This is a genomic window from Micromonospora sp. NPDC050417, assembly GCF_044458865.1.
In the GTDB taxonomy this organism is placed as follows: domain Bacteria; phylum Actinomycetota; class Actinomycetes; order Mycobacteriales; family Micromonosporaceae; genus Micromonospora_G.
In genome coordinates this window covers 1-23104 of sequence record NZ_JBITIH010000018.1, presented here as the reverse complement: position 1 = coordinate 23104, position 23104 = coordinate 1, and the positions used below count along the sequence as shown (strand labels likewise).

Annotated in this window: 23 protein-coding genes and 1 pseudogene; 14 read left to right on the top strand and 10 right to left on the bottom strand. The window is 71.0% G+C overall.

Annotation, left to right across the window (positions count from 1 at the left end):
* Positions 1 to 43 precede the first annotated feature (43 nt).
* Positions 44 to 1075 carry a hypothetical protein gene (locus ACIBF5_RS22550; RefSeq protein ID WP_396814653.1) on the top strand — a complete coding sequence of 344 codons (1032 nt, stop codon included), beginning with the start codon at positions 44 to 46 and terminating at the stop codon, positions 1073 to 1075.
* Between the two features lie 85 nt (positions 1076 to 1160).
* On the opposite strand, the gene ACIBF5_RS22545 is transcribed toward ACIBF5_RS22550, so the two are convergent.
* The 3 genes from ACIBF5_RS22545 to ACIBF5_RS22535 form a co-directional block, all read right to left on the bottom strand.
* A complete protein-coding gene (locus ACIBF5_RS22545) occupies positions 1161 to 1604 on the bottom strand; it encodes a nitroreductase family deazaflavin-dependent oxidoreductase (RefSeq protein ID WP_396814651.1) in 444 nt (147 codons plus the stop codon).
* 39 nt (positions 1605 to 1643) lie between these two features.
* Positions 1644 to 2147, bottom strand: coding sequence for a hypothetical protein (locus ACIBF5_RS22540; RefSeq protein ID WP_396814649.1), 504 nt, complete (start codon positions 2145 to 2147; stop codon positions 1644 to 1646).
* Between the two features lie 105 nt (positions 2148 to 2252).
* Entirely contained in the window at positions 2253 to 2387 is a 135-nt protein-coding gene (locus tag ACIBF5_RS22535) for a hypothetical protein (RefSeq protein WP_281278655.1), read from the bottom strand.
* A 147-nt stretch (positions 2388 to 2534) separates the two neighbouring features.
* On the opposite strand from ACIBF5_RS22535, the gene ACIBF5_RS22530 reads away from it, so the two are divergent.
* Entirely contained in the window at positions 2535 to 4052 is a 1518-nt protein-coding gene (locus tag ACIBF5_RS22530; protein WP_396814647.1) for a glycoside hydrolase family 3 protein, read from the top strand.
* A gap of 139 nt (positions 4053 to 4191) precedes the next feature.
* Positions 4192 to 4971: a hypothetical protein gene (locus tag ACIBF5_RS22525; RefSeq protein WP_396814645.1), complete on the top strand. Its 780-nt coding sequence runs from the start codon at positions 4192 to 4194 to the stop codon at positions 4969 to 4971.
* An 83-nt stretch (positions 4972 to 5054) separates the two neighbouring features.
* Here ACIBF5_RS22525 and ACIBF5_RS22520 read toward each other — a convergent pair whose 3' ends face one another.
* Positions 5055 to 6284 (bottom strand): cysteine desulfurase-like protein, encoded by a 1230-nt coding sequence (locus ACIBF5_RS22520; RefSeq protein WP_396814643.1) that lies wholly within the window; start codon positions 6282 to 6284, stop codon positions 5055 to 5057.
* A 101-nt stretch (positions 6285 to 6385) separates the two neighbouring features.
* Between ACIBF5_RS22520 and ACIBF5_RS22515 the strand changes: the two genes are divergently transcribed.
* From ACIBF5_RS22515 to ACIBF5_RS22485, 7 genes and pseudogenes are all read left to right on the top strand, one after another.
* Positions 6386 to 6712 carry a hypothetical protein gene (locus ACIBF5_RS22515; protein ID WP_396814641.1) on the top strand — a complete coding sequence of 109 codons (327 nt, stop codon included), beginning with the start codon at positions 6386 to 6388 and terminating at the stop codon, positions 6710 to 6712.
* A gap of 134 nt (positions 6713 to 6846) precedes the next feature.
* Positions 6847 to 7680, top strand: coding sequence for a DUF1206 domain-containing protein (locus ACIBF5_RS22510; protein WP_396814639.1), 834 nt, complete (start codon positions 6847 to 6849; stop codon positions 7678 to 7680).
* A 168-nt stretch (positions 7681 to 7848) separates the two neighbouring features.
* Positions 7849 to 9033, top strand: a pseudogene (locus ACIBF5_RS22505) (mechanosensitive ion channel family protein); the annotation flags it as partial.
* Between the two features lie 222 nt (positions 9034 to 9255).
* Positions 9256 to 9690 (top strand): phage holin family protein, encoded by a 435-nt coding sequence (locus tag ACIBF5_RS22500; RefSeq protein WP_396814637.1) that lies wholly within the window; start codon positions 9256 to 9258, stop codon positions 9688 to 9690.
* Entirely contained in the window at positions 9687 to 10037 is a 351-nt protein-coding gene (locus ACIBF5_RS22495; protein ID WP_396814635.1) for a DUF3618 domain-containing protein, read from the top strand. Before ACIBF5_RS22500 ends, ACIBF5_RS22495 begins: the two co-directional genes overlap by 4 nt.
* Positions 10034 to 10306 (top strand): DUF4235 domain-containing protein, encoded by a 273-nt coding sequence (locus ACIBF5_RS22490; protein ID WP_396814633.1) that lies wholly within the window; start codon positions 10034 to 10036, stop codon positions 10304 to 10306. The genes ACIBF5_RS22495 and ACIBF5_RS22490 overlap by 4 nt, the downstream gene beginning before the upstream one ends.
* A 336-nt stretch (positions 10307 to 10642) precedes the next feature.
* Complete coding sequence (locus ACIBF5_RS22485) at positions 10643 to 10846, top strand: cold-shock protein (protein WP_091424054.1); 204 nt, start codon at positions 10643 to 10645, stop codon at positions 10844 to 10846.
* A gap of 103 nt (positions 10847 to 10949) precedes the next feature.
* Here the strand turns inward: ACIBF5_RS22485 and ACIBF5_RS22480 are convergent, their stop codons facing one another.
* The gene (locus ACIBF5_RS22480) at positions 10950 to 11933 is read right to left on the bottom strand and encodes an aldo/keto reductase (protein WP_396814631.1); all 984 of its coding nucleotides are present in this window, start codon (positions 11931 to 11933) and stop codon (positions 10950 to 10952) included.
* An 84-nt stretch (positions 11934 to 12017) separates the two neighbouring features.
* Here ACIBF5_RS22480 and ACIBF5_RS22475 point away from each other — a divergent pair, with 84 nt between their 5' ends.
* Positions 12018 to 12842 carry a trans-aconitate 2-methyltransferase gene (locus tag ACIBF5_RS22475; RefSeq protein ID WP_396814915.1) on the top strand — a complete coding sequence of 275 codons (825 nt, stop codon included), beginning with the start codon at positions 12018 to 12020 and terminating at the stop codon, positions 12840 to 12842.
* The gene (locus ACIBF5_RS22470) at positions 12839 to 13864 is read left to right on the top strand and encodes an adenosine deaminase (RefSeq protein ID WP_396814629.1); all 1026 of its coding nucleotides are present in this window, start codon (positions 12839 to 12841) and stop codon (positions 13862 to 13864) included. The genes ACIBF5_RS22475 and ACIBF5_RS22470 overlap by 4 nt, the downstream gene beginning before the upstream one ends.
* Before the next feature lie 58 nt (positions 13865 to 13922).
* On the opposite strand, the gene ACIBF5_RS22465 is transcribed toward ACIBF5_RS22470, so the two are convergent.
* The 4 genes from ACIBF5_RS22465 to ACIBF5_RS22450 form a co-directional block, all read right to left on the bottom strand.
* Positions 13923 to 14879 (bottom strand): cation diffusion facilitator family transporter, encoded by a 957-nt coding sequence (locus ACIBF5_RS22465; RefSeq protein WP_396814627.1) that lies wholly within the window; start codon positions 14877 to 14879, stop codon positions 13923 to 13925.
* A 673-nt stretch (positions 14880 to 15552) separates the two neighbouring features.
* Entirely contained in the window at positions 15553 to 16311 is a 759-nt protein-coding gene (locus ACIBF5_RS22460; RefSeq protein ID WP_396814625.1) for a class I SAM-dependent methyltransferase, read from the bottom strand.
* A 114-nt stretch (positions 16312 to 16425) separates the two neighbouring features.
* On the bottom strand, positions 16426 to 17817 hold the full coding sequence (locus ACIBF5_RS22455; RefSeq protein WP_396814913.1) for an ATP-binding protein: 1392 nt from the start codon (positions 17815 to 17817) through the stop codon (positions 16426 to 16428).
* A 29-nt stretch (positions 17818 to 17846) separates the two neighbouring features.
* Positions 17847 to 18536 carry a response regulator transcription factor gene (locus ACIBF5_RS22450; protein ID WP_121159681.1) on the bottom strand — a complete coding sequence of 230 codons (690 nt, stop codon included), beginning with the start codon at positions 18534 to 18536 and terminating at the stop codon, positions 17847 to 17849.
* Between the two features lie 74 nt (positions 18537 to 18610).
* Here ACIBF5_RS22450 and ACIBF5_RS22445 point away from each other — a divergent pair, with 74 nt between their 5' ends.
* Positions 18611 to 19564 carry an ADP-ribosylglycohydrolase family protein gene (locus ACIBF5_RS22445; RefSeq protein ID WP_396814623.1) on the top strand — a complete coding sequence of 318 codons (954 nt, stop codon included), beginning with the start codon at positions 18611 to 18613 and terminating at the stop codon, positions 19562 to 19564.
* 119 nt (positions 19565 to 19683) lie between these two features.
* Here ACIBF5_RS22445 and ACIBF5_RS22440 read toward each other — a convergent pair whose 3' ends face one another.
* The gene (locus tag ACIBF5_RS22440; RefSeq protein ID WP_396814621.1) at positions 19684 to 20826 is read right to left on the bottom strand and encodes a class I SAM-dependent methyltransferase; all 1143 of its coding nucleotides are present in this window, start codon (positions 20824 to 20826) and stop codon (positions 19684 to 19686) included.
* A 114-nt stretch (positions 20827 to 20940) separates the two neighbouring features.
* Between ACIBF5_RS22440 and thrS the strand changes: the two genes are divergently transcribed.
* Entirely contained in the window at positions 20941 to 23004 is a 2064-nt protein-coding gene (gene thrS, locus ACIBF5_RS22435) for a threonine--tRNA ligase (protein ID WP_396814619.1), read from the top strand.
* The last annotated feature ends 100 nt before the right edge of the window (positions 23005 to 23104 follow it).

Below are 23104 nucleotides of genomic sequence, written 5' to 3'. Positions count from 1 at the left end.
CGGTCGGGGTGGTGTGGACGGAGCATGGTCGAGACAATGGGTTATGAGGTTCGTCGGGCCGGAGGAAGCCGGCTGGGTGGGGGCGTTGCGCGAGGTCGCCGAGGCGCAACGGGCCGAACTTGATCTCGAACTGCCCGGTTGGCCGGTCTACGGGCTGGCCGACTCGGTGGAGTCGGGCTGGCTCGCCGGGTGGTCGCGGCAGGACGGTGCGGTGATGACCGTCCAGATCGGGTACGGCCTGCGCACCGACGAGTCCTGGCTGTTGGTGGAGACCCACTCGCGTACGGACACGACGGTGCAGCCGCTCGACTGGGTGCTCGCGTCGGCCTTCGCCGAGGCCGGCGAGGACTACCCGGTGCCGGGGATGCTGCCCGGACCTCGGGACGGCCTGCCCGACGCGCCCCGCGCCGAGCCGGTCGAGGTCACCGTCGACGCCGTGGCGGCGTCCGCGCTGGTCCAGCGGGTGCAGGGGTACGTCGCCTGGCGCCTCGTACGCGACGATGTGGTGGTCACGGTGGTCGGGCGGGGCGTGACGACCCTGCCGGGGCTGGTCCGCCTCACCGACCTCGGCTCGTACGCGGCCCGCCGGGGCGAGTGTCTGGACGCACTGGCCGCGCTCCACGCCGGCCGCCGCTCGGAGCCGTCCCCGCTGACCGGCCCGGACGAGACACAGCCGCTCTGGGCTCACCACGGACTGCTGGCGATGACGATCGCCAGCCACACCGAACACGCGGCGAAGCTGGCGATGAACCGTCCGCATCCGCCGCTGGTCGCCGACTGGGGGCTGCGCTGGGAGGCGGCGATCCGCCGGCAGCGGCAGTTGCGAGAGCAGGGCGTGGCCGACGCGCGAGAGGCGGTGACGGCGATGGTGGCGCAGGTCGGTGACCTACAGGATGACGCCACCTGGTGGAGGTCGGACGAGTTGCGGCGACGCGCACTCAACGAGATCGTCTGGGTGACCGCCACCGGTGAGCGGAACGTGTCGAGCGCCGACGCGCAACGGGCCTGGGCGGACGATCGCCGTACGGGTCTGGACGCCTGGCAGCGCTGGGCGGACGGCCACCGCAGCGGCTGACGGCGGCCCCGATCCGCCTGCTCAGTACCCGTCGCCCTCACCCCTGTTGCCGCCGCCGGGCCCCGGGTGGCCCGGCGGCGGGCTGTCAGTCGACGGGTTCGAGGATGACGACCGGGATCTGCCGGCTTGTCTGGGTCTGGTACGTCGCGTACGGCGGGAAGATCTCGACCATGCGCTGCCAGAGTTCCGGCTTCTCCTCGGGCGTGGCGGTACGCGCCCGAGCGACAAGGGTCTTTCCGTCCACCTCGACCCGAACCTCCGGGTCGGCGGTGAGGTTGAGGTACCAGGCGGGATGCTTCGGCGCTCCGCCCTGTGACGCGACCAGCAGGTAGTTGTCGCCGTCCCGTCCGTAGATCAGCGCGGTCCGGTGCAATTTGCCCGACTTTCGGCCCCGAACAGTGATCAGCAGCGTCGGGTAGCCCCGCCAGGTCCGGCCCCGCTCGCCGTTGCTCTCCACGTACTCGCGGATGTGGTCGGCAACCCAGCCAGTAGGGCTGTCCTGGACATCCTCGGTCGCTGGTGTGGTCATCTCGCCGTCTCCTTCGCCATCGGGTCAGTCGCCATCGGGTCAGTCGTTGAGGACTTCGGCCAGCCGGTCCCGGAACCGCCGCTCGGCGTCGCTGACCGTCTCGCCGCCGATGCCGAGGATGCCACCGCTGGGCGCCGCCGACACCACCTGGTCGGCGATCTCGACCAGCCAGTGCTCGTAGGCGCCGACCTCGCCCTCGTGCACCCGGTTCGCGAGCAGGGCGGCGGCGGTCTTGGCCCGTTGCAGCACGTCGGCGATCATCGCCTGCGGGTCGGCCGGCTCGATGATCGGCAGTTCCTCGCCGGTCTCGGGGTCACCGGTCCGGGCGATCGCCTCCCCGGCGACCGCGGCGACGAGCGGGCTGGCCGACTCCCGGCCGGCGGAGATCGCGTCCAGGCCGGCGGCGTTCTCGGTCCGGGTGCGCCGGGTGCCGTTCGACTCGGCGGCACTCGCCGCGGTCAACACGGCCTGCGGCAGGCCGACGAGCAGACCCCATTCGTCGTCGGAAAACCCGAACTCGCTGAATACCGGCTGGTCTGTCACGACAAGCCCCTTTCGCGTACCGGATGGATACAGATCAGCTGACAGGTTAGAACAGGTCCGGCCATCCGGCTCGCGACGCGCGTCCGCCACCGCCCGCCGCCCTGGTCAGCGGCCACCTCGGCCGAACATCGAACGGATCGCCGCGATCAGCAGGAGTGTGCCCAGGACCGCGCCGAGCAGCCGTACGCCGGGCACGTCGTACCAGCTGGTGTCCTCGGCGGCGAGTGGAATCTGACCCATCCGCACATTGTCGTACGGCCGGCGGAAGGGCGCATCCCGCTAATAGAAAGGTTTATTGACTATTTCCGGGGCCGGTGTGACCATGGCAGCACGCGCGGCGACCGGACCAGCGCGTTCACTGTGGACAACACGGGGGTACGCAGCCTGATGAGCACTCCGACGGGCAGCCTGTCGATTCTGGCCGCGGCGGTCTTGCAGCCGGGTTTCGAAGGCAGCGACGCCCCGCCGGACTGGGTGCGCCGCTGGCTTGCCGAGGGGCTCGGCAGCGTCGCGCTCTTCGCCCGCAACGTACGCGACTCCGCGCAGGTCTCGGCGCTCACCGCCGCACTGCGCGCGGAGCGGCCGGACGTGCTGGTGGCGATCGACGAGGAGGCCGGCGACGTCACCCGCTTCGAGTCGCGTACCGGCAGCTCCCGCCCCGGCAACCTGGCCCTCGGCGCGATCGACGACCCCGAACTCACCGAGCGGGTGGCCCGAGACCTCGGCGCCGAACTGGCCGCCGCCGGAATCACGCTGAACTACGCGCCGGTCGCCGACGTCAACAGCAACCCGGACAACCCGGTGATCGGTGTACGCGCCTTCGGGGCTGACTCCGCCCTGGTGGCCCGCCAGACCGCCGCCTGGGTACGCGGACTCCAGGCCGCCGGGGTCGCCGCCTGTGCCAAGCACTTCCCGGGACACGGTGACACCAGCGTCGACTCCCACATCGACGTACCCCGGATCGACTCGACCCGGGCCCGGCTCGAACTGGCCGAACTGCCGCCGTTCCGGGCCGCGATCGACGCCGGGGTCCAGGCGATCATGACGGGACACCTGCTGGTGCCGGCGATCGACGACGAGTGGCCGGCGACCCTGAGTCGACGGGTCCTCAACGGCCTGCTCCGGGAGGAACTCGGCTTCCAGGGGGTCGTGATCACCGACGGGATCGAGATGCGCGCGGTCGCCGACCGGTACGGGATCGAGGCGGTGGCCGTACGGGCCCTCGCCAGCGGAGTCGACGCGATCTGCGTCGGTGGGGACCACGCCGACGAGGAGACCGCGAGCCGGCTCCGGGACGCCATCGTGGCCGCGGTCATCTCCGGTGAGCTGCCCGAGGAGCGGCTGATCGAGGCCGCCAAGCGGGTGGGGCAACTTGCGGCGTGGACCACCGCCACCCGGGCCGAGCAGGCCCTCTGGCCCGGCTCCGGACCACAGGGGTCGACGATCGGACTGGCCGCGGCCCGCCGGGCGATCCGGGTGACCGCCGAGTCGGACGCCGTCCCGCTGCCGTTGGACAGCCCCGCCCACGTGGTGGAGTTCGCGCCGCCGCGCAACATCGCCATCGGCGCGGAGACCCCGTGGGGGCTGGCCGAGCCGCTCGTCGCCCTGCTGCCGGGCTCCACCTCGGTCCGGCTGACCGCCGAGGACCTGCCGACGGGCGACCGGCTACCGCCGTCACTGCTCGCCCCGGCGGTCGGTCGGCCACTCGTACTGGTCGTCCGTGACCTGCACCGGCACGACTGGATGGCCGGCACCGTGACCCGGGTGCTGGCGGTACGCCCGGACGCGGTGGTGGTGGAACTCGGCGTACCGGAGCGGGTGACCGGGCGACTCCATCTGGCCACCTTCGGTGCGACCCGGGCCGGTGCCCGCGCCGCCGCGGAACTGCTCACCGGTCGTTCCTGATAGGACGGAGACGCCCCGACGTTCCGCGCCCGGTGGGGCCGGTGCGCCCGTGCGATCGGCGACTCTCCATAACGGAATGGATCCAGTCTTTACGAAGGGTGCCCCCATCTTCACGTCGAGTCGCGGTATTCTCCGTCCGGTGACCCCCCGCTGGCAGCGGGCCGCGCTGATGCCGTCCTGGATCCGCTGGCTCCCCTGCTCCTTTGTCTACCTGACCGTTGTGCCCGCCTCGGTGCCTTTCCGCCGTTCGGCCTGGAGCGACCTCGTGCCCTGGGACGACGCGCTCTGGTGCGATCCCGGCGACGTGGAGGACTGGGTGGCCCGCTCCCGGCAGCGCCACCCACGTCGGGATGCCGCCCACGCCGAGCGGCACGCCCGTGAGCACTACGACTGGATGGTCGAGGTACGCGGCGCCCGAATCGAACTCTTCGGCGAGATGTGCCGCCGTCAAGACCTGCCGATGCCGCACACCGTTGAAGAACTGCTGCCCTGCCTGTCCGGGTTCGGCCTGTTCGAGTTGGACCACCACGGCGGCGCCGACGACCCGTGGATCCGCCCACGGCTCGAACGGGATCCGCTCGACGTGCTCCCGCTCTCCTTCGAGGAGCGCGAACTCGAAGCCCGCGCGCAGCGCGACGACCGAGCGGTGCTCCTCGCCATCGCGGTCCGTCAGCTCGCGCAGCGCACCCGGCGGCGTTGGCGGCGCCGGGTGGTCGGCACCAGCGTCACCGGACTGGCCGCGCAGGCGGGGCTGTCGGTGGAGCAGACCCGCCAGGCCCTCGGCGACCTCGGCGAGATCGCCGACCTCGGTCTGGACTGGCGCGACCGGGACGAGCGGATTCGTCTCACCGTGCCCTGGCCGGACTTCCGGCTGCGGTTCCCTTTCACCGAACTGCCCGCCCCGGAACACGCGGTCTGAACGGAGTCCCCGGCCTGACCGGCGCCGAACCGGTCGGGCCCGGTGCCGGTGGCGTCCGGGCACCCCGCCCCGGTGGCGTCGGCTCAGCCGTGCGTGCCCAGCCGCTCCAACTCGTGCAGCAGCCGGTCGACCTCGTCGACCGTGTTGTAGTGGTAGACGCTGACCCGGACCGCGCCACCGGACTCGCGCAGCCCCATCGCCTGGAAATACTCGTACGCGTAGTAGTCACCGGCGGAGACGCAGATGCCCAGCGCGCCGAGGGCCGCCGCCGTCTCGGCCGGCGCCTGGCCGGCGACCCGGAACGAGACCGTCGGCCAGCGGTGCCGGGGCGAACCAAGGACGGTCACCGAGTCCAGCGCGGCGAGTCCGGTCAGCAGCCGGTCGAAGACCGACTCCTCGTACGTCCGCACCGCGCTCAGGCTGGTCAGCAACCGGGACCGGCGGTCACCGGCCGAGGCGTCCGGCAGGCCGGCCAGGCGACCCAGGTCGGCCAGGTGGTCGACCGCGGCCCGGACCCCGGCGAGCATCGCGAAGCTCGGCGTGCCCGCCTCGAACCGGTCCGGCACCCCGTCCGGCGACGGGATCAGCTTCGCCGGACGCAGCGGCTCCCAGACCTCCGGCGCCGCGACGACCGAGGCCAGGTGCGGGCCGGACCACTTGTAGGCGCTGGTCACGAAGAAGTCGGCGCCGAGTTCGGCCAGGTCGGTCGGGGCGTGCGGGGCAGCATGAACCCCGTCGACGTAGACCAGGGCACCGGCCGCGTGTGCCAGCTTGGCGATCGCCGGAACGTCCGGGATCGTGCCGAGCGCGTTGCTGCCCCCGGTCACCGCGACCAGTCGGGTCCGCTCGGTGACCAGGTCCGTGTACTGGTCGGTCGGAAGTTCGCCGCTGTCCGGGTCGAACCGCGCCCAGCGCACCGTCGCGCCAGCCGCTTCGGCCGACTGCACCCAGGGGCGGACGTTCGCGTCGTGGTCGAGCTGGGAGAGCACCACCTCGTCGCCGGGACGCCAGGTCCGTGCCACCGCCCGCGCCACGGTGTACGTCAACGCGGTCGCGCTCGGCCCGAAGACCACGCCCTCGGGCACCCCGCCGACCAGGTCGGCAATGGCCTCCCGCGCCTGCGCGACCAGTTGGTACGCCCGCTGCCCGGGTACGAAGGCGGTGCTCCGGTTCGCCACCGCGGTCCGCATCGTCTCCGCCACCGCGTCGGCGACCCCGGCCGCGACCTGGCTGCCTCCGGCCCCGTCGAAGTGCAGGAAGCCCTCAGCGAGAGCGGGGTAGGCGGCCCGGACCCGGGCGATGTCGTACGGCATGTTCGGCACGATAACCGGTCGGAGATCACGACGGGGAATGAGCTTCGTCGCATCGCTCTCGTACTCTTGTTGGGGTGAATATCCCCCGCAGGTATCCCAGAATGACGAATGTCCGACGCATCGCCGGTCTCGCCGCCGGTCTCGCACTCGGTGCCGCGCTGCTCGCCGGCTGTAGTTCCGATGGTGCCGACACCGACTGTGGGATCGACCAGTGCACGGTCACCTTCAAGCAGGGGGTCGAGGCGAACGCCTCGATCTTCGGCGTGAACGCCAGGCTGGTCAAGGCCGAGGGCGAGCAGGTGACCATCGAGGTCGCCGGGGAACAGCTCACCCTCACCACGGGGCAGCAGGCCACCGAGGTCGGTGGCATGGCGGTGACTCTGCAGAGCGTCACCGACAGTGAGGTCGTGGTTCGGATCGGCCGCTGATCCGACCCGGCACGTCCCGCTAGGCGTGCGGTGGCGGTCGGGGTCACCCCGGCCGCCACCTGACCGCTGTCCGGCCTTCCTGACCGGTGTCCGGCGACGTTTGGAAATCATGGCGGCCGGTCAATGACACGGCCATGTCGATGACCCGTGGTGTCGAAGCCACCGCCTCCCGAGCCGCGTCCCGCGCCGCGAACAGCCCCGCCCTCGCCGCCCTGGCCCGGGCCGGATTCGTCGGCTACGGGGTCGTCCACCTCCTCTTCGCCTGGCTGGCGCTCCAGATCGCCTTCGGTACGGCCGCCGACGACGGTGACCAGTCCGGCGCCCTGCGTACCCTGGCCGAACAGCCCCTCGGCGGGTTCCTCGTGATCGCGATCGGGATCGGCCTGCTGGCGATGGCGATCTGGCAGGCGTTCGAGGCCGCCATCGGGCACACCGAGGACCAGGGCCGCGAGCGGATCTTCGAACGGCTCGCCTCCGCCGGCCGTACCCTCGTCTACCTCTACTTCGCGTGGACCGCGTACCAGGTGTTCAGCCACGCCAACTCCTCCAGCGCGGACAAGCAGCAGGCGCTCACCGAGGAGCTGATGGCCTCCTCGGGCGGGCGTTGGCTGGTCGGGTTGGCCGGGCTCGCGCTCACCGCCCTCGGCGTCGGGCTGGTTGTCTACGGCGTCAAGAAGCGGTTCGAGAAGCACCTGATGACCGGCGAGATGAGCCCGAGGACCCGGACCCTCAGCCGCCGGCTGGGCGTCGCCGGCTACAGCGCCAAGGGCGTCGCGTACGGCATCGCCGGGCTGCTGCTCCTGACCGCCGCCGTGACGTACGACCCGGACCGGGCTCGGGGGTTGGACGCCGCGCTGCACACCCTGCGCGAGCAGTCGTACGGCACCCTGCTGCTCTCCCTGGTCGCGCTCGGCATCGCCGCGTTCGGTGCCTTCTGTTTCGTACAGGCCCGGTACCGCAAGGTTTAAGCGGGATAGAACTGGCTAATTTGCGCAATCTCGCTATCTACCGCATGTGACCTTGGGATCCGTACCACCTGACCGGTGTTCCCCCGTGGGTCGGCGCCTGACCGCCGACCCACGCGGAACACCGGTCGCCTGTACGCGGGACCCCGGTCAGGCCCAGGGGAGACAGTTGTGCCGGAATACGCCGAGACGATCGCCACCGCCCTGGGTGCCGCGGCGATCGCCCTCCTCGTGGCCGAGGTGCTCTACCGCGTCATGCACTGGCTGGGCCGTCGGTCACTGCTCCTGATCGAACTGGCCGAGCACGGGCACCGGCCCTTCCAGGTCGCCGGGACCGTCTTCGCCGTGCAGGTCGGGCTTCGCGCCAGCACCGGTTACGCGCAGGACGCGCAGTGGCGGCAGGTGCTACTGCACGTGCTGGTCCTCGGTACGATCGCCGGCGCCGCCTGGCTGGTGGGTGCGGTACTCCTCGCCGCCGAGGACACCGCGCTGGCCCGGTTCCGGACCGACGTACCGGACAACCGGCAGGCCCGGCGGATCAAGACCCAGGTGGTGATGCTGCGTCGGGTCACCATCGCGGTGATCGTCGTACTCGCCCTCGGCGCCACGCTGATGACCTTCCCCAGCGTGCGCGGTGTCGGCGCCAGCGTGCTCGCCTCGGCCGGTGTGATCGGTGTGGTCGCGGCGCTTGCCGCGCAGACCGTGCTCGGCAACGTCTTCGCCGGCATCCAGCTCGCCTTCAGCGACGCGGTGCGCCTCGACGACGTGGTGGTGGTCGAGGGGGAGTGGGGACGGATCGAGGAGCTGACCCTCAGCTACGTGGTGGTCCAGATCTGGGACGACCGGCGGCTGATCCTGCCCACCTCCTACTTCACCAGCAAGCCGTTCCAGAACTGGACCCGGACCAGGGCGGCGGTGCTCGGGACGGCGGAGTTCGACGTGGACTGGTCGGTACCGGTCCAGCTCATGCGCGAGGAGCTGCGCCGGCTGGTCGAGGGTACGGACCTGTGGGACGGGCGGGTCTGCGTACTCCAGGTCACCGACGCGGTGGGCGGTCTGGTCCGGGTACGGGCGCTGGTCAGCGCCGCAGACGCGCCGAGCCTCTGGGACCTGCGCTGTCTGGTCCGCGAGCACCTGGTCGCCTGGATCAGGGACCAGCGTCCGATCGCCCTGCCCCGTACCCGGGCCGAGGTCGGCGGCGCCAGCGGCGGGTTCGCCTGGCAGGGCGTGCCGACGACCGGCCGGGGCAGGCCGACCCCTGCGGCCGAGGCACCGGACGACGCCCGTGTCTTCGGGGGCAGCGACGACGGCGACGCGCGCAGCAGCACCTTCGTCGGCCCCGACGAACCCGTCGACCCCGGCCCTCCCGCCGGCCACGTCAACGGTGCCGACCTCGGCTCCCTCAAGGGTGACGTCGGCCCCCTCAAGGGTTAGGAAGGGCCCCTTCCTCTACCGAATGCGATAACAAGGGGCCCTTCCTTCACCCCTGGTCGGGGGTGGGGGGAAAAGTTTGTGGGCGGAGGATTGACCATGGGTAAGTCGGGGCATACAGGTCGAGCACGCGGATAGGAGGACACCATGGCCGACCTGCGCGACGGCAAGGTAACCCGACCGGTGGCCGATCAGTCGGTGGCCGAGTTGGTGCAGCGTGCGACCGAGCAGGTGTCGAGGCTGGTCCGCGACGAGCTGACGTTGGCCCGCGCCGAACTCACCCAGAAGGGCAAGCACGCCGGCATCGGCGTGGGCCTCTTCGGCGGTGGCGGCGCACTGGCCTTTTACGGGCTCGGGGCACTGGTGGTCACGGCGATCCTGGCCCTGGACGTGGTCCTGCCGGCCTGGGCGGCGGCCCTGGTCATCGCCGGCGCGCTCTTCCTCGGTGCCGGGCTGCTCGCCCTGATCGGCAAGCGACAGGTCACCCGGGCGGTGCCGCCGGTTCCGACCGCTGCGGTCCGGAGCGTGCGGGCTGATGTCGACACGGTTGCCGCGGCGGTGAAGGACAGGGGACAGCCATGACGTTGAGTAATGGCAGAGGCGATCACGAAGCGTTGCGGGAGGATATCCGGCAGACCAGGGCGGAGTTGGCCGAGACGGTCCAGGCGCTCGCTGCCAAGGCGGATGTGAAGGCCCGCATCAAGGGTTCCGCCAGCCAGGTCACCGGTCGTCTGCGGGGGCAGGCCGCCAACGTCACCGGATCGGTGCGCACGCAGGCGGAGGAGCGGATCGGTGAGGTCCGCTCGTCGGTGTCGGAGGCGAACCAGGCGGTCCGGCGCAGGCCGGTGCCGTGGGGTGCCGGCGTACTCGCCGCGGCTGCGGTGGCGGCTGCGATCGTGGTGCTGGTGATGCGGCGGAGGCAACGATGAGCAGGGCAATCGGTCGCGCCGCGTACCGTCCGGTCGGCATTCTGCTCGGCATGGGCGCGGGTGTCCTCGCCGGGGCGCTGTTCCGGCAGGTCTGGAAGGTGACGGCGGGCGACGGCGAGGCGCCGGACGCGACCGACGAGGAGCGCGGCTGGGTCGAGATCCTGGCCGCCGCGGCGTTGCAGGGGGCGATCTTCGCGGTGGTCCGCGCCGCCGTCGACCGGGGCGGTGCGATCGGCGTACGGCGGCTCACCGGTTCCTGGCCGCAGTGACCGGTGCGCCCGCCGCGACTGTCCGTTAGGTACAGCGCGGATCGCTCTGGGTGTCGGCCCCCGAAATGTCCGCCACCGCTGGTAACCGTAGTGGCCGGAGCGCTGCCCGCCATCGATGGTTTCGCCGAAGAAGTAGCGGCCGTTCAGGTCACATGTCGGAGAATTTCGTCGGGTAGGCTGTGCGAAGTTTTTGCGTACGTGGTTTGCTGTTCCCCGCTGTTAGAGACAGCGGGGTTGAGAAGTCTCCCTTCGTGGGGGCCGCCTCAGGCGCCGCTGCTCGAAAACGGCCAACCGGCCGCACGGCGTGCTCGGCCGCCAGTTTAGAAGGAGATACACATGGCGCAGGGAACCGTGAAGTGGTTCAACGCAGACAAGGGCTTCGGCTTCATCACCGTCGACGGCGGGGGTGCTGACGTGTTCGTCCACTTCTCGGCGATCCAGTCCAGCGGCTACCGCACGCTGGAGGAGAACCAGCGGGTGGAGTTCGAGATCGCTCAGGGCCAGAAGGGCCCGCAGGCTGAGCAGGTCCGCCCCATCTGACTCAGTGACGGTCGGCCGCCGCCGGCCTAGTAATTGATCCATCACCGGATCGACGTCGAGCCCCGCAGCCAGCGATGGTTGCGGGGCTCGATGCGTCAACGGGTCACCAACGGTCGTGCACCTGGGGCCGGATCAGGTCGTCGTAGACCGCGTTCACCGCGGCCAGCGTCTCGGCCGGCAGCGGTGCCAGGTCGTTCGCCTCGATGTTGCCGAGAGCCTGCGCGGGGTTCCGGGCGCCGGGGATGACCACGGTGACGCCCTGCTGGTCGATCACCCAGCGGAGTGCGAACTGGGCCATCGTCGCGCCGACGGGGACCAGCGGTGCCAGGCGCCGTACGGCCTCCAGACCGATGCTGAAGTCCACTCCGGAGAAGGTCTCCCCGACGTCGAACGCCTGCCCCTGCCGGTTGTAGTTGCGGTGGTCGTCGGCACCGAACGTGGTCCGCTCGTCGTACTTGCCGGAGAGCAGGCCACTGGCGAGCGGGACCCGGGCGATGATGCCGACCCCGGCTGCCTCGGCCGCCGGCAGCACCTGCTCCAGGGGCTTGAGCCGGAACGCGTTGAGGATGATCTGGACGCTCGCCACGCCGGGGCGGGCGATCGCGGCCAGTGCCTCGTCGCAGGTCTCCACGCTGACCCCGTACGCGCTGATCCGCTTCTCCTCGACCAGGGTGTCGAGGGCGTCGTAGACGGCGTCGGTGGAGAAGACGGCGGTGGGCGGGCAGTGGAGCTGGACCAGGTCGAGCCGGTCCACTCCGAGGTTGGTCCGGGACCGGTCGTTCCAGGCCCGGAAGTTGTCCAGCGTGTACGCCTCGGGGGTCTGCGGCACCCGACGGCCCATCTTGGTCGCCACGGTCAGCCCGGCGTTCGGACGCTCCCGCAGGAAGCGGCCGATGAGCTGCTCGCTGCGCCCGTCGCCGTACACGTCTGCGGTGTCGAGGAAGGTGACCCCGCCTTCCACCGCCGTGGTGAGGATTTCGAGGGCCTCGTCCTCGCTGACGTTGCCCCAGTCGGCGCCGAGTTGCCAGGCGCCGAGCCCGACCACACCGACCTCACGCCCCAATCGGGGGAAGCTTCGCTTTTCCACAGGAGGAGCCTAGTCCTCTCGGCTGGCGGGGCGGGCCGTGGTGCCCCTATGCTAAAAAAACGTACGTACGGTTTGGAGATTGCCATGTGGGATCCGAGCAGATACCTGCGCTACCGGGACGAACGCGCCCGCCCCTTCCATGACCTGCTCGCCCGAGTCCCCGCCACCACGGCGCGAACCGTGGTCGATCTCGGCTGCGGGCCGGGCAACCTCACCACGACCCTGGCGCAGCGCTGGCCACAGGCACGGGTCACCGGACTCGACTCCTCCCCCGAGATGATCGCCAAGGCGGTCGGACTGGGATCCGGGATCGAGTTCGCCGTCGGCGACGTACGCGACTGGGCCCCGGACCCGACCGTCGACGTGGTCGTCTCCAACGCCGTACTCCAGTGGGTGCCCGGACACGAGGAGTTGCTGGTCCGCTGGGCCGCCCAGTTGTCCGCCGGGGCGTGGCTCGCGGTCCAGGTGCCGGGAAACTTCGACGCCGCCTCGCATCGTGCCCTGCGCGCCGTCGCCGAGGACCCCCGATGGCGTGAGCCGATCGAGCCGCTGCTCCGGTCGGCGCCCGTCGCCGACCCGGTCGGTTACGCCACCCTGCTGACCGGCGCCGGCTGCGCGGTGGACGCCTGGGAAACTACCTACGTGCACCTGCTCCCGGCCGACCGCGCCGCCGACCATCCAGTGCTGACCTGGATGGAGGGGACCGCGCTGCGCCCGATCCGGGCGAGCCTGGGCGGCGACACCCCGGCCTGGGCCGACTTCCGGGCCACGCTCGGCCGCCGGCTCGCCGAGGCGTACCCGGTCCGGGACGGTCTGGTGTACTTCCCGTTCCGCCGCCACTTCTTCGTCGCCCAGACCGGTGCCCGTGCCGTGGCGGATCAGCGACCCGCAGTTAGGGAGAACCCGTGACCGATCTGTCGGCCTTCATCGCCGGACTGCCCAAGGTGGAACTGCACGTACACCACGTCGGTTCCGCCTCCCCTCGGATCGTGGCCGAACTGGCCGCCCGGCACGAGGGGCGTACCCCGGTGCCGGCCGACCCGGCCGCCCTCGCGGACTACTTCGCCTTCCGCGACTTCGCCCACTTCATCGAGGTCTACCTGAGCGTCGTCGACCTGATCCGCGACCCCGACGACGTCCGGATCCTCACCTACGAGGTGGCCCGCGAACTCGCCCGACAGGAGGTCCGGTACGCCGAACTGACCGTCACCCCGTACTCGCACGTGCGGCGCGGCATCCCCGCGCCGGCGTTCTGCGAGGCGATCGAGGACGCCCGGAAGGCGGCGGCGGCCGAACTCGGTATCGAGCTGCGCTGGTGCTTCGACATCCCCGGTGAGGCGGGGCTCCCGGCCGCCGAGCAGACGCTCCGGATCGCGCTCGACGAGCGCCCCGACGGCCTGGTCAGCTTCGGTCTCGGCGGACCGGAGATCGGCGTCCCCCGGCCCCAGTTCAAGCCCTACTTCGACCAGGCCCGCGCGGCCGGGTTGCGGTCCGTCCCGCACGCCGGGGAGACCACCGGCCCGGAGACCATCTGGGACGCACTGCGCGAACTCGGCGCGGAACGGATCGGGCACGGCATCTCCGCCGCCCAGGACCCCCGACTGATGGAACACCTGGCCGAGCGGCGGATCCCGCTGGAGGTCTGCCCGACCTCGAACCTGCGCACCCGCGCCGTCCGGAGCATCGACGAGCACCCGCTGCCCACCCTGGTCGACGCCGGGGTGCTGGTCAGCATCAACTCGGACGATCCGCCGATGTTCGGCACGACGCTGGAACAGGAGTACGCGGTCGCGGCCAACCTGCTCGGCCTCGGCCCGGACGGGGTGGCCGCACTCGCCGTCGACGCGGTCAACGCCTCGTTCCTCCCCGCGCCGGAGCAGGCGCGGATCATCGCCGAGATCGACGGTTACCTGGCCACGGCGATCGGCTGAACAACCCCGGTCGCCCGCCCGCTGTGGCTGGGCAGCGGGCTCGGCCCGGCGGGTCGCGTCACCGCGCCGTTCGCGGATCCTCGCCCCCCGGTGCGGAAAGCGTCAGCACCGCCTCGGCGACATTCGGATGGCGCTCTATGTCCAGTTCGAGTCGGCGCAGGCACAGCGCCAGCCGGTCCTCGGGTTCGTTGCCGGCGAGGTCGACCGCCGCGACGACGAAGAGCCGGTCCGGGCCCACGTACTCCATGTGGAGGTAGGTCACCCGATCGATGTCCGGCCGGAGCAGCAGTTGCTCGATGATCAACTGCCGGGTCGCCTCGTCGATGCTCTGACCGACCAGGAACCGGCGGTTGCGGTCGATCAGGATGATCGCGACGACGCCGAGCATGACGCCGATCAGGATCGACCCGAGGGCGTCGAAGAGCGGCGACCCGGTCAGCTGGTGCAGCAGCACGCCGAGGAACGCGAGGACAAGGCCGACCATGGCCGCCGAGTCCTCGGCGAAGACGGCACGCAGGGTGGGGTTGGAGGTCGCGATCACGTGTTCGAGCGTGCCCGTGTTGCGCTCCCGGGCGAGCCGGCGGGCCTGCTGGTACGCCCGGACGAACGAGACGCCCTCGATGACCGCGGAGACCGCGAGTACGACGTACGCCACCGGATAGTCGCTGGCGGGTTCCGGCGCGAGCAACTCCTGGATGCCGTGCTGCACGGAGAGCACGGCTCCGGCGGTGAAGAGCCCGAACGCGGCGATCATGGACCAGACGTACGCCTCCTTGCCGTAACCCTGGGGGTGACGGACGTCGCGGGGCCGCTGGGAACGGCGTTCCGCGACGAGCAGGAAGACCTGGTTGGCGGTGTCGACCCAGGAGTGGGCGGCTTCGGCCACCAGTGAGGCGGAGCCGGTGACCAACGCGGCGGCCGTCTTGGCGGTCGCGACCAGGAGGTTTGCGGCGAACGCGATCACGACCGTGAGCAGGCTCTCCTGTGCCTGGTCGCGCGCGGGCGTTGGGGACATGGTGGTGACCTTCTCGGCTGGCGGCCGTCGAGGCTGCCGTGGGCCTCTGGTCGCTGGTAGCTGGTCGGGCCGGCGCCCGTCGGGAGACGGACCGCCGGGTCGGGGGAGCGGTCGCCCGGTCGGGGACGGCTGGTCAGGTCGGCAACAGGGCGACGGATTCCCCCGCGTCTTCCGGACGAAACGGTTTGTCGGGCGGAGACGGAATCTGGGGAGAAGGAGCTGGCCCGGCGCGGGGTGCTGCGGGCGGCCGGGCCGGGCCAGCGTACGGGGGCGGTTCGCGGTGCACGCCGACCAGCGGGTCGGCGCCCGGCACCGGAGCGTCGCCGGTGAGGCAGGGCCGGTGGGGGCCGTACCCACCTTCCTGCTCGGGCTGGCGCGCGCGGCGGGACGGGTGTGGGGGACCGAGTCCCGCCGCGCGCACGACTTCCGCCGGACCAGGATGGGGAAAACTGGTGGTAAGTCCGGCGGAACTGGATGGGATCGGTGTTAATCCTGCCATCGGCGATCCGTCTCGATCACAGGATTAATCCAGACCTAAGCTGAACTTGAAGATTTCTTGCCTGTTACGCGCAGTCGTGGGCCGACGACGCACTCCACAGTGGTGTAAGCGACCACGGACCTCTGTGGAGGACGGCGGGCTCGGGCACCAACCACAGTGCCCCCGGCCGGCGTGTCACCTCGTACCGGGCTGGTGTCCCGGCGCGGTGCGGTACACCGAGACGTGGGAACGCGACTCGGCGGTGAAGTCGGAACCGGTCCAGTCCGCATGCCTGGACTCCAGCTCGAACCCGGCCAACTGGCCCATCAGATCCAGCTCGGCCGGCCAGATGTAGCGGTGCGGGGTACGGGTCAACCGTGCCTGCGTGCCGTCGTCGAACCTGAAGTGGTGCGACACCACGTGCTGGTGCAGCACGTCATAGGTGTCCAAGCCGATGTAGCCGGGCTCGGAGTGCCAGACCACGGCCTGCTGGCCGGGTGGGAGTTTACGCAGCTCAGGCACCCATAGTTCGATCACGAACCGGCCGCCCGGTGCCAGATGGCGGGCGGCGTTGCGGAAGCAGGCGACCTGCTCGGCCTGGGTGAGCAGGTTGGCGATGGTGTTGTAGACGAGGTAGACCAGCGTGTACGTGCCCGGGGCGACGGCGGTCGCCATGTCACCGACGACCACCGGGATCGTTACCTCGTCCACCTTCGACCGCAGTTTGTCGATCATCGGCTGGGACAGCTCGACGCCGGTGACGGGCACACCCCGCGCGGCGAGCGGGACGGCCACCCGCCCCGTTCCGATGGCGAATTCGAGCGCGCCGCCACCGCCGGCGAACTCGGCCAGGCGCTCCACGGTCGGCCCCAGCACCTCGGGCGCGAACATGCCGGTGCCCGGCGTGTCATAGCGGCGTGCGGCGTCGGCGTTCCAGATCTCGTCCTGTCGCATGCCGCCCACCATCGCCACGGGACCTGCGCGTTGTCCAACGGTTTTGCCGACCCTCGCGGGGCCGTCGGCGATGCGGCGGGTCCAGCCCGCCCGCAGCACCCCGAACCCGCTGGGTCAGCTTCCCGTACCGCCGGGTTTCGGCTGGCGGCGGCCCTTGCCGTCGCGTTCCCGAGCCAGCCGCCCGACCAGCCCGAACCGGCTCACCTGACGCGGCGTCGCCTCCGGGTCGGCGAGCAGCATCACCACGCTGGCTCCGCCGAGCCGGGCCCGGTCGATGCTGACCGAACCGTTCGCCTGCAACGCCACCCGTCGGGCGATGTCCAGCCCCAGCCCGGTGGAGCCCCGATCGCTCGCACCACGGCGCAGCGCGCGATCAGGGTTGGCGATACCAGGACCGGCGTCGTCGACCCGGACCGCGATGTAACCGTCCCGTCGGGAGACCGCCACCTCGAACGCGGTCCCCTGCGGGGTGTAGCGGAAGACGTTGCCGAGCACCGCGTCGAGCGCCGCCGCCAGCTCCGCCCGTGGCACCGGTACGGGAATGCGCAGTTGGGCGCCGCTGATCCGGTGCGGGCGGTTCTGGTCCCCGGCGAGCGCCGCCCAGAAGACCATCCGGTCCCGGACCACCTCGCTGACGTCGCACATGCCCGGCGCGGCCTCCTGCGCCACCGTCTTACGGGTGGTGTTGATCAGCACGTCGATCTCACCCTCCAGGGTGACGATCGCCTGCCGGATCCGCCGGATCGTCCGGCGCCGGTCGAGTTCCGCCTCGCTGAACGAGCCGACGCTGGTGTCGTCGGAGTCGAGCGCGTCGGCGTCGAGCCGCAGCACCGTCAGGGGCGTACGCAGCCGGTGGGAGAGGTCGGCGACGAGTTCACGTTCGTCCGTACGCGAGGTCACGAGCCGGTCCGCCATCCGGTTGAAGGCGTAGCCGGCCTCGGCCAGCTCCCGTGGGCCGCTCGGCTCGATCCGTACCTCCAGATCGCCGTCACCCACCGCGAGCGCCGCCTCGACCAGGCCACGGGCGGAGGCGACCGCACGGGCCGCGAGCCGGTCCACCACGATCACCGAGACCACCACCAGCCCGACCGCGATGGCGAACAGCGTGAGCCAGCGACCGGCCGCCCCCGGTTGCAGCGCGGCGGCGGGGATGAAGACCTCGACCACCGCGACCTGCTCGTTGAGCTGCACCGGCTCCAACCGGACCACACCGCCGGGTACGTCGGCGACGACCAGCTCACCACCGGACCTGGCCCGGTCCACGTCAGCCTCGCTGGCGTGGGGGGTGCCACCGGCCTCCAGCCCGTGCACCACCGGCCGCTCGGCCGAAGCACTGTCGAACTGATCGATCACCTGGGTGAGTCGGGCCGGATCCGCCCCTGCGGCCAACGCCCCCACCACCACGGCGGCGTGTCTACCCGCGTCGGCGAGCGCGTGCTCCCGCGCCTCCTGCTGCAAGGCCAGGCCGAGCGGGATGAGGAAGGCGAGCGCGACGATCGAGGTCATGCCGGCCCCGAGATAGGCCAGCGCCAACCTCAGTCCGGTACCACCAACCGGAACCCGACCCCCCGCACGGTGCGCAGGTAGCGGGGTTTCGCTGCGGACTCGCCCAGTTTGCGACGAAGCCAGTACAGATGTACGTCGATTGTCTGATCCTCGCCGACTGATGGCTGACGCCATACCTCCTCCAACAGTTCCCGGCGGGACACTACCCGGCCCGGTCGCGCCGCGAGATAAGCCAGCACGTCAAATTCCTTGCGTGTCAGCGCGAGCGGCACCCCGTCGAGCAGGGCGCTGCGCTCTCCCACGTCCACCCGCAGCCCGCCGACCTCGTGCACCGCGGGCGCCACCGTCCGGCTGGCCCGCCCGGCCCGGCGCAGCACGGTGGTGATCCGGGCGTCCAGGTGCGCGCCGGTGAACGGTTTGACCATGTAGTCGTCGGCGCCGGCCCGGAGCAGACGGACCACGGACTGCTCGTCGTCCCGGGCGGTGGCGATGATGATCGGCACGTCGGTGATGCCCCGGAGCATGCGCAGCGCGTCCGCGCCGTCCAGGTCGGGCAGGCCGAGGTCGAGCACCACCAGGTCGGGCGTTTCGGCGGCGACCCGGCGCAGGGCGTCGAGAGCCGTACCGACCGCATGCACCGCATGCCCGCGGTCAGCCAGGGAGCGCAGCATCGCGCCGCGTACGACGTGGTCGTCCTCGACCAGGAGCACCGTGGCCACGTGAAGACCGTACTGCCCCTGGCAAGTGCGGCGCGTTGCGCCCACGTGCCTTTTGCCGGCATGCTCCCCGTACCATGTCCTTCGTACTTGTCGATGACACCCGGCTCGCCCTGGCTCGGGACAGTCTGGCCGGTCTGTCGGTGGGAGACGCCCTCGGCGGTCGCCACTTCGTGCCCGGCGACGGCGTGGCGCCGTGGGGAACCAGCCGGTCCGATGCACCCAGCCGGTCCGATGCACTCTGCCCGTCCGATGCGCTCTGGCAGTGGAGCGACGACACCGAGATGGCCTGTTCGGTCCTGGCCGTCCTCGCCCGGCACGGCGCGATCGAGCGGGACGAGCTGGCCGCCGCGTTCGCCGCCCACTACGACCCCGCCCGACGGTACGGTGCGGGCGCCGTCGAACTACTCGAACTGATCCGCGCCGGTACGCCCTGGCCGGTCGCCGCAGCCTCGGCCTTCGACGGGCAGGGGTCGTACGGCAACGGCGCGGCGATGCGGGTCGCGCCGCTCGGTGCGTACTTCGGCGACTCCCCGGCGCGGGCGGCGGCGCAGGCCGCAGCGTCGGCCGAGGTGACCCACGCCCACCCCGAGGGGATCGCCGGAGCGGTGGCGGTGGCGGTCGCCGCCGCGCTGGCCGCCCGGGCCCGGCTCTCCGGTGACCGGCCCGAGCCCGAGCGTTTCCTCGCTGCGGCGGCGGCTCCGCTCGACAGTGCCGGACAGGTCCACCGAGGTATCCGACGGGCGATTACCCTCGGTGACCGTACGAGCGCTGAGGTCGCCGACGAACTGGGCAACGGCAGCCGGGTGAGCGCCCAGGACACCGTTCCGTTCACGCTCTGGGTCGCCGCGAGGTACCTGGACGACTACCCGGCGGCGGTGCGGGCCTGCGTCGACGCCGGTGGTGACGTCGACACCACGGCGGCGATCGTCGGCGGCGTCGTCGCGGCGTACGCCGGGCTTGGTGGCGCCGGTGGGGTTCCCGCCGACTGGATCGCCGCCCGCGAACCCCTCCCCACCTGGCTCCCCTGAACCGCGCCCCCCGTCCCGCCGCCCCCGCGCCGCGTGGGTCCCGCCGCCCCCGCGCCGCGCGGGTTAGGAAGGGGCCCTTCCTCTACCGAAAGCGATAACAGGGGGCCCTTCCTTACACCTCAGGGGAGGCGGAGGACCCAGCGGTAGGCCTGGACCAGTCCGGTGTCGAAGCCGGCGGCCGACCCCCACAGGAAGAGTCGGAAACGGCGGTAGAGCGGCTCGCCCCAGTTGTGCACGATCTCGTCCCGGGCGCCGTCCAGCCGGTTGGCCCACTCCCGGCAGGTCAGGTAGTAGTTGTGCCGGTCGTCGGTGACGCTGAGTAGCTCGAATGGCGAGCGGGCGACGTGACGGAGGTACTGGTGCAGCAGCAGAGGGGCCGAGGCACCGGGGTAGATGTAGCGCTTGAGGAAGGTGGAGGCGGCGTGCTTGCGCCGCATCGCCAGCGCGTCCAGGTAGACCCGGCCACCAGGGCGGAGCAGCTCGGCGTACTTGCGCAGGGTGGTGCGGTAGTCGGGCAGGTGCTCGGTGACGCCCATGTTCACGATGGCGTCGAAGCGCCGGTGCGGCGAGTAGTTGAAGATGTGCTCGCGGACCACCTCGACCGGTAGCCGTTCCCGTTCGAAGAGGTCGACCAGGTAGCGCTCGGACTCCTTGGAGAGCGTGGTGGTGGTGACGTTCACCCCACGCCGGGCGGCGTGTTCGGAGAACGCGCCCCAGCCGCCGCCGACCTCCAGCACGTGATCGCCGGGGCTGACCCCGATCGCCTCCAGCGCCAGGTCCATCTTCCGGGTCATCGCGTCCTCAAGCGGTTCGTCGTCGGAGGCGAAGACACCCTCGGTGTAGCACCGGTGCCGGTGGTCGAGGAAGGTGAGGAAGAACGCCGAGTCCTCGTCGTAGTGGTGGGAGATGGAGCGGCGGTCGTCCTCCCGGCGGCCCCGTACCAGCGCGGGGAGGAAGCGACCCACCCAGGCGACCGGGTGGAAGTCGGTGAAGAAGGCGCGCATCCGTAGCGCCGCGGAGAGGTCGCCCTCCACGTCGAGCCAGCCCTGGAGGTACGCGACGGCGACCCCGAACTGGTCCAGCCCGGCCAGCGCCTTCGCGCCCCGGGGGTCGCTGATGGTGATGGTGAACTTCGGGTCACCGGTGCCGAATACGTGTGCCGGCGCGCCGGCGTTCGCCACCGCAAACGGCATTGCCGGTTGGGCGGCGAAAAAAGTCTCGTACCTGCGCTGTAGTGCGCTGACTACGTCCGAGGGTGCCACCGCGCCAATCTATCGCCGCGGTCGCGTCGCTGGGAGGCGTAAATCCAGGACCGATAGCATCGGATAGCCGATCCAAGGGCGTTGCCCGTTTTGTCTTAATTGAAGGAGTCAACCGTGTCCGCACCCCGTACCCCCGTCGTGGCTGACCCGGTCGTCGTCGCGGCCGGGACCACGGCGGCCGACGCGGTAGCCGCGGCAGGCCTGCCCGCAGCCGGCCCCAAGGCGATCGTCGTCGTCCGGGAACTGGCCTCCGACGGCACCGGTCAACTGCGCGACCTCGACTGGACCCCCGAGGTCGACACCGAGGTCGAGCCGGTCAGCCTCGACTCCCCGGACGGGCTCAACGTGCTGCGTCACTCCACCGCGCACGTGCTCGCCCAGGCCGTCCAGGACGTCTTCCCGGAGGCGAAGCTCGGCATCGGGCCGCCGATCGAGAACGGCTTCTACTACGACTTCGATGTGCAGAAGCCGTTCCAGCCGGAGGATCTCGACAAGCTTGAGAAGCGGATGCAGGAGATCGTCAAGTGCGGGCAGCGGTTCCGCCGTCGCCGCTTCGCCAGCCTGGACGAGGCCCGTACCGAACTGGCCGACGAGCCGTACAAGCTGGAGTTGATCGAGGTCAAGGGGGCCGGCGACTCGTCCGGCGGTTCCGGGCTGGACGCGGGCGAGGTGATGGAGGTCGGCTCCGGTGACCTCACCATCTACGACAACCTGGACGTCAACTCCGACAAGGTCTGCTGGTCCGACCTCTGCCGTGGGCCGCACCTGCCCCACACCCGGCTGATCGGCGCCTTCAAGCTGATGCGTTCCGCCGCCGCGTACTGGCGCGGTTCGGAGAAGAACCCGCAGCTCCAGCGGGTGTACGGGACCGCCTGGCCGACCCGGGACGCGCTCAAGGCGTACCTGAAGCTGCTGGAAGAGGCCGCGCGTCGCGACCACCGCAAGCTCGGCTCGGACCTCGACCTGTTCAGCTTCCCCGACGAGATCGGCTCCGGCCTCGCGGTCTTCCACCCCAAGGGCGGGATCATCCGGCGTGAGCTGGAGAACTACTCCCGGCAGCAGCACGAGCGGGCCGGGTACGAGTTCGTGAACACCCCGCACATCACCAAGGGGCACCTCTTCGAGACCTCCGGCCACCTCCAGTGGTACGCCGACGGCATGTACCCGCCCATGTCGGTCGAGGGCGCGGACTACTACCTCAAGCCGATGAACTGCCCGTTCCACAACCTGATCTACCGGGCCCGTGGTCGCTCCTACCGCGAGCTGCCGCTGCGCCTGTTCGAGTTCGGCTCGGTCTACCGGTTCGAGAAGTCCGGCGTGGTGCACGGCCTCACCCGGGTCCGGGGCATGACCCAGGACGACGCCCACATCTACTGCACCCAGGAGCAGATGGCCGGCGAGCTGAAGTCGCTGCTGCGCTTCGTGCTCGACCTGCTGCGCGACTACGGCCTGGACGACTTCTATCTCGAACTCTCCACCCGTAACCCGGAGAAGTCGGTCGGCACCGACGAGAACTGGGAGCGGGCCACCGAGGCGCTGCGGTCGGCCGCCGAGGAGTCCGGCCTGGACCTGGTGCCCGACCCGGGCGGCGCGGCGTTCTACGGCCCGAAGATCTCGGTCCAGGCGAAGGACGCGATCGGCCGGACCTGGCAGATGTCGACCATTCAGGTCGACTTCAACCTGCCGGAGCGGTTCGGCCTGGAGTTCCAGGCCTCCGACGGCAGCCGCCAGCGGCCCGTCATGATCCACCGTGCGCTCTTCGGCTCGATCGAGCGGTTCTTCGGAGTGCTGACCGAGCACTACGCCGGGGCGTTCCCGGCCTGGCTGGCGCCGGTGCAGGTGGTCGGCATCCCGATCCGCGAGGAGCACACCGGATACCTCGCCGAGTTCGTCGAGGCGCTGCGCGCCGAGGGGATCCGGGCCGAGGTGGACAGCTCCGACGACCGGATGCAGAAGAAGATCCGTACCGCCCAGCAGCAGAAGATCCCGTTCATGGCGATCGCCGGTGACTCGGACGTGGAGGCGGGTTCGGTCTCCTTCCGCTACCGGGACGGGTCGCAGCGCAACGGGATCCCGCTGGCCGAGGCGGTGGCGCACGTGGTCGAGGTGGTCCGTTCCCGGGCCAACGCCGGCCCCGCCGCAGACCCCGTGGCCGAAACCGAGCAGCCCACCAGCTGAGGTGTAAGGAAGGGCCCCTTGTTATCGCCTCGGGTTCTAGGGATCGTTGCAACGCCTGATCGTGTCAGGGGTTGTGATGTTCGAGGTTCGCAGCGATCGT